Here is a 10385-nt window from a genome sequence, read left to right on the forward strand (position 1 = left end):
GCGTCTTCCGCGATCTTCTTCTTGATCGCGGCGAACAGGATGCGCTCTTCCTCGCTGCCCGGGTTGGCCAGCACCGACAGGTCCTTCTCGGCCTTCTGGCCCAGGTGCATCAGCAGCGTCGCGTCGCCACCGTCGTCCAGGATCATGTTCGGGCCTTCGCCGGGCGTGCCCTTGGGGCCGAACTCGAAGATGCGGTGGGTGTAGTCCCAGTAGTCTTCCAGCGTCTCGCCCTTGTAGGCGAAGACGGGCGTGCCGGTGGCGACCAGCGCGGCGGCGGCGTGGTCCTGCGTCGAGAAGATGTTGCAAGAGGCCCAGCGCACCTCGGCGCCCAGCGCTTGCAGCGTCTCGACCAGCACCGCCGTCTGGATCGTCATGTGCAGCGAGCCGGTGATGCGCGCGCCCTTGAGCGGCTGGGCCGCGGCGTACTCCTGACGGATGGCCATCAGCGCGGGCATCTCGCTCTCGGCGATCTTGATTTCCTTGCGGCCCCAATCGGCCAGCGACAGGTCTTTGATCAGGTACTGGTCTTGGGCCAGCGGCTTCGTTTGGGCGTTCATGCGGACTCCTGCGAGGAAGGGCCGTCGACGCCTGAAGCGGATGCGAGTGAATGACTGAGGCGGTTGATGCCGCTCGGTCCTCACCCGGCCTGCGAAGGGTCGACGGGTGAGCGCGGTTGCCATGGCCGCGGGCATGTCGCCGCGCGGCGGTTCCGAGCCTGGCCTCGATGGGGTGGGAGGTCGCAACGCTCCTCGGAACAGGGCGCGATTGTAGGGCCACAATCGCGCCCCATGCGAACGATGACCCCGCTGGCCGCTTGTCCCCGCGCCGCCTGGCGCCCGATCCGCGGCGTGCTGACCGACATCGACGACACGTTGACGGGCGAGTCCGGCATCACTTCGGCGGGCCTGGACGCGCTGCATGGTCTGAGCGCCGCCGGCATCCCCGTGATCGCGATCACCGGCCGCCCCTCAGGCTGGAGCGAGCCCTTCGCGCTGGCCTGGCCGGTGCGCGGCATCGTGGCGGAGAACGGCGGGGTGCTGCTGCATCGCGAGGCGGCCAAGGGTGGCGACGCATTGCGGATCGAGTTCGCGCAGGACGACGCGACGCGCGCGGCCAACTTCGCGAGGCTCCAGGCCTGCGCGAGCGAGATCGTGGCCACAGTGCCGGGCGCGACCCTGGCGCGCGACAGCGCCGGCCGGCTCACCGACATCGCCATCGATCACTCGGAGTTCTCGACGCTGAACGACGAGGCCATCGCCGCCGTCTGCGACCGGATGCGCGCCCATGGGTTGACCGCGACGGTCAGCTCCATCCATGTGAACGGCTGGATCGGCGACCACAGCAAGTGGAGCGCCGCGCATTGGGCGGTGAAGCGACTGACCGGCGCGGAATTCGACCCAGGCGAGTGGGTCTACGTCGGCGACTCGACGAATGATCAGCTGATGTTCGAGCGGGTGCCGCTGTCGGTGGGCGTCGCCAACATCGCGCGCTTCCTGCCGATGCTGGATCACCCTCCGGCATACGTGACCGTGGCGGAGCGGGGCGACGGCTTCGCCGAGGTGGCGCGGGCGCTGCTGGCGGCGAGGGCCGCCTGATCGGCCGGTTCGGAGGAGGCGGTCGACGATGAGGCCGATGGCAGGGGTGCCTCGTCGACGACGGGCGTGTGCGAGCGGGGCTGGCGCCCCTCCACCGGATCCCAGGCATGGCGGCCGACCAGGGCCGAGATGCCCGGCCAGTCGTGACCGCGGGGCAGCACGCGCGTCAGCGTCGCATGGCTGACGCGGCCGCCCAGGGCGACCAGCCGCTGCGCGACTTCGATCCGCCGGCGGCGGATGCGCGGCAGCAGCCAGCGATTGGTGGGGCGTTCACGCAAGACGCTGGGGTGGGGCATGCAGCGGTGCTCAGCCATCAGCAGATGGCGCAGCAGCACGTCCAGCGACGCCAGCGGCAGGCGCCGCCAGTCGACGCTCAGCCGGGCAAGCGCGAAGCGCAGATTGGCCTGCGCGTCGGAGCGCGGGGCGTGCGAGCGGTTCTGGCCGGTCATGAACATCGAGACCTCCGGGCATCGGGCGGCGCGTCGCGCCGTGATCGGCAAGCGAAGCGCCTGTCCCTGATGTCGGCCATCCTGCGCGGGATCTGAACCCGGGGCTGTCCCCGAAAACGTCACCAAACGCAAGCCCGGTGCAAACCCCGCGCCCCCAAAGCGAAGGGCCGCACGAGGCGGCCCTTCAGGGGGATCGAGAGATCGGTGAGCGCAGACTGGGCGTCAGGACACCGCGTCCGGATGTCGCGTCTTCCAGGCCCGCAGATCCTGGCGGTACTGGTCCATCGCCAGATCGTGCAGGTCGAAGATGCAAGGATCGCAGCCGTTGCCGCAGCAGGCGTTGATGTCGGGCGCCTCGGGCGGCACCGGCATCGGATCGGGCACGGCGCTGCCCGTCGCACCAGCATCGCTGGGCGAATCGGACAAGGCGACCTGCGGGGCCGTGTCGGTCGGGGCGGTCGTCATGCAGCCTCGGCGGCCGGAAGTTCCGGCGCCTGCGGGAGGCGTCCCTCAGGAGCGTATCCCGCGCGCGGGCTCAGCGGCGGACCGGGGGACGGCCTTGCGGAGGGCCGCCCGCTGTGCGGTTCAGGTGACGGAAGGTGATGCGGCCCTTGGTCAGGTCGTAGGGCGACATCTCCAGCGACACCGCGTCGCCAGCCAGGATGCGGATGTGATGCTTGCGCATCTTGCCGCCGGTGTAGGCAATGACCTGATGCCCGTTCTCGAGCGTCACGCGGAAGCGCGAGTCGGGCAGGATTTCATTGACCACGCCCTGCATTTCAATCAGTTCTTCCTTGGCCATGGAGGGGTGTTCCTTTCTTGAATGGAGGGGTCGGATGGGCGGCCGCTCAATGCGCGCGCGCCCAGGCGGTGCCTTCGTTCTCAGCGTAACGCAGCGCGGCGCCGCGATTCGGAAAACTCGGCACGAATCGCATGACGCGATCGATGCTGGACATGCCGCGGCCCGAACGGATCGAGACCGAGGCGGTAAAACCGCCGTCGGCATGGGGTTTGGTCATGGGTGAGACAAGGAAACGCCCCACCTCAATGCTTTTTGTTGGCATGTTTGTCATGAGGTGTGCGCCTTGACAGGTCCACGTGCCGAGCCGTTTCGGGCTCCAGCGCGTGGACGGTCGCAAATTGCGTAACCGTCTTGGCGCGGTTTGGGAAAGTTGGACGAAGCTGGAAACAGCTTCGCCGACGAGTCGCCGATGGATATCAGCCGGCGAGAAACGCTCAAGGCACGAACCGGAGGTTGATGCTGTAGCGAGCCGCACGCGTGAGATGGGTCCGGAGAATTGCAACGTCGGACCGGCGGGGCTGCAGATGAAGACCGCAGGGAATGGTCTTGCGCGAATCAAGCGTCGGAATGTAGCACAGCCTGGCAATCGGCGCACCAGGGTGTAAATCCGGGATCAGGGACATCCGTGACATCTGGCGACACAGTGTGTCCATACTGCCCGTCCTTGCCGCGAAATACCCACCGGAACGAAGTACAGGGACGCGGCGATCGGGACAAGCACAGGGAGTTCCCATGGACGTACGACTGACCATCGAACGTTTGCCCAAGCTGCGCGTCATGCGGGTGGACCGCGTGATCCTCGACGGGCCGCGGCGCAATGCCGCGGTCGTGCTGTTCGAGCGAGGCGAAGCGCTGACCGACATCGTGCTCACCGTCTACGTCAGCGACGCGGAGGACCCGCAGGCGCAAATCGCCGTGCGAAGACACCTGGATCCGGACGGCCGACAGCCGGGCTGGCGCGTCCAGTCCTTCGGCCACGGCGGCTGAGCGCACCGCGCCCGGCGTGCTGCGCCCCCCGCGTTGCCGTGGCGCGACGCTGCGCGGCGCCGGCCCCGCCCTGAACTAACGCGACCGACTTTCGCCGGGCCTCATCCGGCGCGACTACCATCGCCCCCGACATGTCGGCCGGGGAGGGCACGATGCACAGTCTTGGCACGCCGGCATGACGGCGGGGCATTGGCAGCCGGCCGGCAAGGGCCGGCGTCGGATCGGGTGGGGCGCGGCGCTGCTGGTGCAGGCCGTGGCGCTGGGCGTGTGGTGGACGGGCTTCGGCAAGGTGCTGCCCGCGCATCGGGAAGAGGCGCGGACGATGACGGTGCGGCTGGTGACGGCCAAGTCCCGGATCGCGCCGGGCGAGCCGCCCGATCTGCGGCCGCCGCCGCCCGTGGGCAAGCGTCCCGCGCTGCCGGCGCCAATCCTGGTGGCGGCGCCCGAGGTCAGCATCACCGCGGCCCCTCCGACCACATCCCTCCAGACCGTGGCCGCGTCGGCGTCCGCGGCCTCGTCGCCGGCTCCGCTGGGATCCGGCCGAACGACGCTCAACCTGGCGCTGCCGAAGGGTGGCGCCGCGTCGGACGCCCGGCTGCACATGGCCGAACAGATCCGCAACGATCCGCGCTCCCACAGCGAGCGCCGCTCGGTTGAGTGGGCCGTCGCGGATGCCGCGGGCACGCTGCCCGTGGAGGTGGGCGAGTCCACCAGCGGTTCGGGCTCCAAGATCGTCCACCAGGGCAGCAAGTGCGTACGCGTCTACGAGAACCGCGTCGCGGCGCTGCATCCGACCGACGACCGCCTCAAGGACGCGCCGTCGATGGCGGGGAAGTGCTTCAGCAAGTGAGCGACGGCGGCCTGACGCCGCCCGCACGCCGCACTGGCCTCAGCTCGCCCGCAAGATCTGCTCGATGTCCGTGCGCGGCGGCGTGCCGAACAGTCGTCGATACTCGCGGCTGAACTGGGATGCGCTTTCGTAGCCGACCTGGTGCGCGGCGGCGGCCGCGTCCAGCCCGCTCGCCAGCATCAGGCGCCGCGCGTGCTGCAGCCGCAGCTGCTTCTGGTACTGCATCGGCGACATGCTCGTCAGCTGCTTGAAGCGCTGATGCAGCGTGGACGCGCTCATGTGCGCGACCTCGGCCAGCTCGTCGATGCTGATGGCCTCGTGGAAGCGACGATTCAACTCGTCGATCGCGCGGGACAGGCGGCGCGTCGCGCTGTCCTGCTGCGCCAGCGCGCGCAGGCGCGGGCCCAGCGGGCCCGTCAGCACCCGATAGAAGATCTCCCGCTGCAGCAGCGGCCCCAGCACGCGCTGGTCCTGCGGGTTGTCCAGCAACTGCATCAGCCGCAGCGCGGCGCTCAGCAGCGACTCCGACACCGGTGCCACGTTCAGCCCCGATTGCGCCTGGGCGGGCGCGTCGCTGCTCGCGGGACCGACCTCCAGCATCAGCTCCGCCAGCGTCTGGGTGTCGCAGCTGACGCGCACGCACAGATAGGGCTTCTCCGGCGTGGCGTCGATCACCTGGCCCTTGGGCAGCATCGTCATCGACACGAGCAAGAAATGCAGCGGGTCGTAATACAGCGTCTCGTTGCCCAGCTCGACCTTCTTGCGACCCTGCAGCACGATCACCAGGCCGGGCTCGTACAGCGCCGGGGCGGTGCGCGGGGCGGTGCAACTGGCCTTGATCAGCTGCAGGCAGGAGAGCTCGGTCGGGCGCGAGCCGTCGCCGTCGATGTGGCGCAAGGTCAGGTCCACCATCTGCGCGCGCAGGGCCTGCAGCGCGTCGGGGAATCCTTCGGCCAAGGGGATGGGGGTGGGGGCAACCATGCGGCCGATTGTGCAAGCGCCTCGCGCGCGCCGCCAGCGCGCGAGGGCCTTGGCATCAGGCTTCCGGACGATTGGGCAAGGACGGGCGAGGTTTGCGCTGGTCCCGGCAGGGGGGAATTTCTACAGTGATGGACATCGCGACACCGACAGGTCGTCGGGCGCCGCGACCGCATCACATCAGAAGGAGTGCCCACCATGACCATCATGTCCAAGGAACCCCTCAACAACCTGCCCCAACTGCCGCGCCGCCGCCTCGGCGCCCATGGGCCCGAGGTCTCGGCGCTCGGGCTCGGGTGCATGGGAATGTCCGATTTCTACGGGCCCGCGGATGAGGCCACGTCCATGGCAGTGCTGCACCGCGCGTTGGACTTGGGGATGAACTTCCTCGACACCTCCGACATCTACGGGAACGGAGCGAACGAGCGCCTGCTGTCCGGGCTGCTGGCGAATCGGCGACGCGAGGTCGTGCTGGCGACCAAATTCGGCATCGTCAGGAACGCCGACGGACTGTCGGCGGGCGTGAACGGGACGCCCGCCCATGTCCATGCCTCCTGCGACGCCAGCCTGCGGCGATTGGGGGTCAATCACATCGACCTCTACTACCTGCATCGCGTCGACAAGGCCGTGCCCATCGAGGACACCGTCGGCGCCATGGCGGAACTGGTCCGCGCCGGAAAGGTCCGGCACATCGGGCTGTCCGAGGCGTCGGCCGAGACGATCCGGCGCGCTCACAAGGTGCATCCAATCGCGGCCGTGCAGTCGGAGTACTCGCTGTGGACGCGTGATGTGGAGGCCGAAGTCCTGCCCACTTGCCGTGAGCTCGGCATCGCGCTGGTGCCCTACAGCCCGCTGGGACGCGGATTCCTCACCGGGGCCATTCGCAGCGCCGATCAGCTCGCCGCCAACGACTGGCGACGCGTGAATCCGCGCTTCCAGGACGGGCATCTGGCGCAGAACCTCGCGCTGGCCGACGCCATCGTCGAGCTGGCCCGCGACCACGGGCTCGCGCCGGCACAGCTCGCGCTGGCCTGGCTGCTGGATCGGGGGCCGGATGTGGTGCCGATTCCGGGGACGCGGTCCATCGCTCGGTTGGAAGAGAACGCCATGGCCGCGCGGGTGAGGCTCAGCGACGTCCTTCGGGAAGAACTCCAAGCCGTCGTCGACAACAACCCCGTCGCGGGTCAGCGCTACCCGGAAGTCTCCATGGCGCTCGTGAACGCCTGACCTTCTTGTCGTTACAGCCCGCCGGGATTTCGCCAAACTTCCCATCACTCGCTGAGACCGAGGAAGGTCGTCATGTCGAAATACGCTTCGTCCAATGCGTTGCGGAATGCGACGTCGCGCGGACGCTTTTCGATGAAGCCCAGATCGGGGATGAGACGGCCCTCCTGCACCTTCAAGTTGGCCCAGCCGATCACCCGCTCGCCCCAGAGCAGCGGCAGCGCGTAATGACCCATGGTCCGCTTCGCTGCAGGCGTATAGGCCTCGAAGCGATAAGCCCAACCCCATAGCCGCTCAAAGCGGCGGCGGTCCCAGACCAGCGGGTCGAAGGGGGCCAGGAAACGGACGCGATCGGGCTCGACCTTGTGCGCGCGAGAGGCCGGGTTCTCGTCCGCCGGCCAGTACCAGGTCTCGCCGTCCACCTTGGCATGCGCCCAGCGCGACTTCGCCTCCTTCAGCACCGCCCGCGCCTCCACCTTCAGATGCGGCGCGCCGTAGCCCAGCAAGCTCGTCAGATAGCCCAGGCTGGGCGACGGGAGCGGCGCGTAGAGCGACACGATCATGTCCAGCAAGGCCGCCGCGCGTGCGTGGCGCGCCTCCGGACTGTCGTCCTGGACCAGGTGATCGATGGCTTCGTACACGCGCGTGCCGGAGTCGCGTCGCGCGACACGCAGCAAGCCCCGGTAATGCATGCCGTCCAGCAAGTGCGTGCTGGCGTTGAGCTCGCCACCCCAGTAGCTCTCGACGCGGCCATGGCTGAAGGCCTTCAACACATCCTGCGGATGCGTGCGGCCGCGTGAGCGGATGAAGGCCAGCACCTCGGCGGCGCGCGCGTGCATGGCCTCGTCCCAGGCGCGGGTCGCGACGCGGGGATGCAGCAGCGCCAGGATCTCGCGCGGAAGGAAACCGTAGTTGACGAGGCAATCCTCCTCGAGCGCCAGTCGCGCGTAGCGCGCCTCCAGCTGACCCGCGCGGTAATCCTTCACCCGGTGCATCAGGATCAGATCCTGTGCCCGGGCCGGCGCGCGGATCGGATCCGCCTGCACGAAGCCCAGTCGCTGGATCGCGCGCAGCAAGGTCGTCGGCTTGAAGAAGGTGCGGGCGATGGCGTGACGCCTCAGCGCGTCGTGGTCGATCACGGGCATTCGACAGGGCTCGGATGAAAAGCCGAAACGCTAACCGCGTCCGGCGTCGGGTTCTGGCAGCAGCGCCGCGCCCAGGCGCATGACGTCACAGCGGCGCGAAGCCGCTCGGCGCCTGCTCGACCGTGTCCATCTGCATCTCGAAGCTGAAGAAGCGGTTGCGGCCGCGCGACTTGGCCGTGTACAGCGCGTCGTCGGAGCGCCGCAGCAACCCCTCGACCGTCGTGTCCTCGCCGGGGACGCAGGTGGTGATGCCGCCCGAGAGCGTGACGTAGGACTCGACCGAGTCCGGGTGCAGCATGTTGCAGTTGCGCAGCGTGCGCATCACCGCCCGCGCGAAAGTCATCGCGCCGGAGCGCGGCGTCCCGGGCAGGATGAGCGCGAACTCCTCGCCGCCGTAACGCGCGGCACAGTCGCGCGGTCGCCGGCAGGTCTCCTTGAGCAACTGCGCGACACGCTGCAGGCAGGCGTCGCCCGCCAAGTGACCGTAGCTGTCGTTGTAGCGCTTGAAGTGGTCGATGTCGCACAGCACCAGCGTCAGCGGCTGCTGGTCACGGCGCGCGCAGGCGATCTCCTGCGCCAGCCGTGCGTCGAAGGCGCGTCGGTTCATCAAGCGCGTGAGCGCGTCCTCGCCGGAGAGCTTCTCCAGCCGCTCGTTGCTGTGCCGCAGCTCGTCCGAGACTTCCTGCAGCCGCGACTGCATGCGGCGCAGCCGCTGCATCGCGCGCAGCTTGGCTTGCAGCACCGTGTTGGAGACGGGCTTGACCAGGTAATCGTCGCCGCCGGATTCGATGCCCTGCCAGAGGTCCTGATCCTGATCGCGACTGGAGAGAAAGATGATCGGCGTCCAGCCGCCGTTCTCGTGCGCGCGCATCTGGCTCGCGACCCAGTAGCCGTCGTGATCGGGCATCTCGACATCGAGGAGCACCAGGTCCGGGTGTTGGCCGTCGAACTGCGCCAGCGCGCTGTCGCCGCAGTCCGCCTCCAGGGTCAGATGACCGATCGCCTCGAGCTGGCTGCACAGGTACTGGCGCGTGCTCGACTGGTCGTCGACGACCAGGATGCGAAGAGGCGGCAGCGAGGCGGACAGATCCATGGCAGGGCTTCATCGAACAGCGACAGCAAGGCGTGCCGGAGCCGATTATGCGAGCCACCCCCCGCCCGCGGGGCTCGGGGTATGCCTCAAGTCGGGGAGGTGCGCGGCGTCCCCGGAGCCGGCGACGCGCGGCGTTGCTCGGCCGTGTCCATCTGCATCTCGTAGCTGAAGAATCGGTTGCGGCCGGTGGACTTCGCGTTGTAGAGCGCGTCGTCGGCGCGGATGATCAGTCCCTCGGCGCTGGTGCTCTCGTCCGGCAGACAGGTGGTGATGCCGCCCGAGAGCGTGATCGCGCTGCCCGTGGGCGAATCCGGATGCGGGATGGCCGCCAGCTCGACGGTCCGCATCAGCGCCCGCGCATAGGTCATGGCGCCCGATCGCGGCGTGTTGGGCAGGATGAGCGCGAATTCCTCGCCGCCGTAGCGGCCCGCGCAGTCGCTCGGACGCCGGCAGGTCTCCTTGAGCAGCTGACCGATGCGTCGCAGGCAGGCGTCGCCGGCCACGTGGCCAGCCGCGTCGTTGTAGCGCTTGAAGTGGTCGACGTCGCACAGCATCAGCGTCAGCGGCTTGCCGTCGCGGCGCGCCTGCTCCAGCTCCTGCTGCAGCCGCGCATCCAGCGCGCGCCGGTTCATCAGGCCGGTGAGCGCGTCCACGCTGGACAGCTCTTCCAACTGCGCATTGGCGGCGCGCAGCTCCTCGGACATCTGCACCAGCCGCGAGCGCATCTGCGCCAGGCGCTGCATCGCGCGCAGTTTGGCGTGCAGGATCATCGCGGACACCGGCTTGACCAGGTAATCGTCGCCGCCGGCCTCGATGCCCTTCCACACGTCCTCGTCCTGCTTGAACTGGGACAGGAAGATGATCGGCGTCCAGCCGCCGGGCTCGGCCGCGCGCATCTCGCGGGCGGTCCAGTAGCCGTCGTGGCCGGGCATCTCGACGTCCAGCAGCACCAGGTCCGGCCGGTAGCGGCGGAACAGCTCCAACGCCCATTCGGCGCTGTCGGCTTCCAGGACGCGGTGACCGCTGCGGTCGAGTTCCGCGGTCAAGGCCACGCGCGTGGCGCTCTGGTCGTCGACGATCAGGATGGTCAGCGGAGTGGGCGTGGACGGCGGGGATTGCATCGGGCCATTCTGCCCGCGCGAAGCCTTCAGAAAGCAAACAGGGCCGCCCTCGGCGACCCTGGTTTGCGGGATCAAGTTTCCGCGTGTGCGGCAAATGACCGGGCGCGTGAGAGGGTTTCCCCCGTCAGCCCGGCGTCACCG

At 68.8% G+C, this 10385-nt stretch carries 13 protein-coding genes and 1 riboswitch; of the genes, 4 read left to right on the top strand and 9 right to left on the bottom strand.

Features of this window, described 5'->3' with window-relative positions:
• Positions 1–557, bottom strand: a 557-nt coding sequence (locus ABDW59_RS24085; RefSeq protein WP_343633941.1) for an adenosylhomocysteinase, incomplete at its 3' end; no start/stop codon positions are given.
• Between the two features lie 101 nt (positions 558–658).
• A riboswitch (S-adenosyl-L-homocysteine riboswitch) is annotated at positions 659–757 on the bottom strand.
• A gap of 31 nt (positions 758–788) precedes the next feature.
• Here ABDW59_RS24085 and ABDW59_RS24090 point away from each other — a divergent pair.
• Positions 789–1595, top strand: a complete 807-nt coding sequence (locus ABDW59_RS24090; RefSeq protein WP_343633943.1) for an HAD-IIB family hydrolase — start codon at positions 789–791, stop codon at positions 1593–1595.
• On the opposite strand, the gene ABDW59_RS24095 is transcribed toward ABDW59_RS24090, so the two are convergent.
• The 4 genes from ABDW59_RS24095 to ABDW59_RS24110 form a co-directional block, all read right to left on the bottom strand.
• The gene (locus tag ABDW59_RS24095; RefSeq protein WP_343633944.1) at positions 1508–2050 is read right to left on the bottom strand and encodes a hypothetical protein; all 543 of its coding nucleotides are present in this window, start codon (positions 2048–2050) and stop codon (positions 1508–1510) included. The genes ABDW59_RS24090 and ABDW59_RS24095 overlap by 88 nt on opposite strands.
• A gap of 216 nt (positions 2051–2266) precedes the next feature.
• Entirely contained in the window at positions 2267–2416 is a 150-nt protein-coding gene (locus ABDW59_RS24100) for an oxidoreductase-like domain-containing protein (protein ID WP_343633964.1), read from the bottom strand.
• 163 nt (positions 2417–2579) lie between these two features.
• Positions 2580–2846: a translation initiation factor IF-1 gene (gene infA, locus ABDW59_RS24105; RefSeq protein WP_343633946.1), complete on the bottom strand. Its 267-nt coding sequence runs from the start codon at positions 2844–2846 to the stop codon at positions 2580–2582.
• A 46-nt stretch (positions 2847–2892) separates the two neighbouring features.
• Entirely contained in the window at positions 2893–3117 is a 225-nt protein-coding gene (locus tag ABDW59_RS24110) for a hypothetical protein (RefSeq protein WP_343633948.1), read from the bottom strand.
• A 461-nt stretch (positions 3118–3578) separates the two neighbouring features.
• Here ABDW59_RS24110 and ABDW59_RS24115 point away from each other — a divergent pair, with 461 nt between their 5' ends.
• Both ABDW59_RS24115 and ABDW59_RS24120 read left to right on the top strand, forming a co-directional pair.
• Positions 3579–3833, top strand: coding sequence for a hypothetical protein (locus ABDW59_RS24115; protein WP_343633950.1), 255 nt, complete (start codon positions 3579–3581; stop codon positions 3831–3833).
• A gap of 175 nt (positions 3834–4008) precedes the next feature.
• Positions 4009–4683: a hypothetical protein gene (locus tag ABDW59_RS24120; protein ID WP_343633952.1), complete on the top strand. Its 675-nt coding sequence runs from the start codon at positions 4009–4011 to the stop codon at positions 4681–4683.
• A 39-nt stretch (positions 4684–4722) separates the two neighbouring features.
• Here the strand turns inward: ABDW59_RS24120 and ABDW59_RS24125 are convergent, their stop codons facing one another.
• The gene (locus ABDW59_RS24125) at positions 4723–5664 is read right to left on the bottom strand and encodes an AraC family transcriptional regulator (protein ID WP_343633954.1); all 942 of its coding nucleotides are present in this window, start codon (positions 5662–5664) and stop codon (positions 4723–4725) included.
• 195 nt (positions 5665–5859) lie between these two features.
• Between ABDW59_RS24125 and ABDW59_RS24130 the strand changes: the two genes are divergently transcribed.
• Positions 5860–6888: an aldo/keto reductase gene (locus ABDW59_RS24130; RefSeq protein WP_343633956.1), complete on the top strand. Its 1029-nt coding sequence runs from the start codon at positions 5860–5862 to the stop codon at positions 6886–6888.
• Positions 6889–6932: 44 nt separating this feature from the next.
• Here ABDW59_RS24130 and ABDW59_RS24135 read toward each other — a convergent pair whose 3' ends face one another.
• The 3 genes from ABDW59_RS24135 to ABDW59_RS24145 all read right to left on the bottom strand — a co-directional run bounded on the left by ABDW59_RS24135 (position 6933) and on the right by ABDW59_RS24145 (position 10244).
• Positions 6933–8030: a crosslink repair DNA glycosylase YcaQ family protein gene (locus ABDW59_RS24135; RefSeq protein WP_343633958.1), complete on the bottom strand. Its 1098-nt coding sequence runs from the start codon at positions 8028–8030 to the stop codon at positions 6933–6935.
• Between the two features lie 85 nt (positions 8031–8115).
• A complete protein-coding gene (locus tag ABDW59_RS24140; protein WP_343633960.1) occupies positions 8116–9123 on the bottom strand; it encodes a diguanylate cyclase in 1008 nt (335 codons plus the stop codon).
• An 86-nt stretch (positions 9124–9209) separates the two neighbouring features.
• Positions 9210–10244 (bottom strand): diguanylate cyclase, encoded by a 1035-nt coding sequence (locus tag ABDW59_RS24145; RefSeq protein WP_343633962.1) that lies wholly within the window; start codon positions 10242–10244, stop codon positions 9210–9212.
• Positions 10245–10385 lie beyond the last annotated feature (141 nt).

Source organism: Roseateles sp. (assembly GCF_039595295.1).
GTDB lineage: Bacteria > Pseudomonadota > Gammaproteobacteria > Burkholderiales > Burkholderiaceae_C > Roseateles.

Excerpts from the sequence above, each read along its gene's own strand:
- ABDW59_RS24090 (WP_343633943.1), top strand. The coding sequence starts at position 789 with ATGCGAACGATGACCCCGCTGGCCGCTTGTCCCCGCGCCGCCTGGCGC.
- ABDW59_RS24095 (WP_343633944.1), bottom strand. The coding sequence starts at position 2,050 with ATGTTCATGACCGGCCAGAACCGCTCGCACGCCCCGCGCTCCGACGCG.
- ABDW59_RS24100 (WP_343633964.1), bottom strand. The coding sequence starts at position 2,416 with ATGCCGGTGCCGCCCGAGGCGCCCGACATCAACGCCTGCTGCGGCAAC.
- infA (WP_343633946.1), bottom strand. The coding sequence starts at position 2,846 with ATGGCCAAGGAAGAACTGATTGAAATGCAGGGCGTGGTCAATGAAATC.
- ABDW59_RS24110 (WP_343633948.1), bottom strand. The coding sequence starts at position 3,117 with ATGACAAACATGCCAACAAAAAGCATTGAGGTGGGGCGTTTCCTTGTC.
- ABDW59_RS24115 (WP_343633950.1), top strand. The coding sequence starts at position 3,579 with ATGGACGTACGACTGACCATCGAACGTTTGCCCAAGCTGCGCGTCATG.
- ABDW59_RS24120 (WP_343633952.1), top strand. The coding sequence starts at position 4,009 with ATGACGGCGGGGCATTGGCAGCCGGCCGGCAAGGGCCGGCGTCGGATC.
- ABDW59_RS24125 (WP_343633954.1), bottom strand. The coding sequence starts at position 5,664 with ATGGTTGCCCCCACCCCCATCCCCTTGGCCGAAGGATTCCCCGACGCG.
- ABDW59_RS24130 (WP_343633956.1), top strand. The coding sequence starts at position 5,860 with ATGACCATCATGTCCAAGGAACCCCTCAACAACCTGCCCCAACTGCCG.
- ABDW59_RS24135 (WP_343633958.1), bottom strand. The coding sequence starts at position 8,030 with ATGCCCGTGATCGACCACGACGCGCTGAGGCGTCACGCCATCGCCCGC.
- ABDW59_RS24140 (WP_343633960.1), bottom strand. The coding sequence starts at position 9,123 with ATGGATCTGTCCGCCTCGCTGCCGCCTCTTCGCATCCTGGTCGTCGAC.
- ABDW59_RS24145 (WP_343633962.1), bottom strand. The coding sequence starts at position 10,244 with ATGCAATCCCCGCCGTCCACGCCCACTCCGCTGACCATCCTGATCGTC.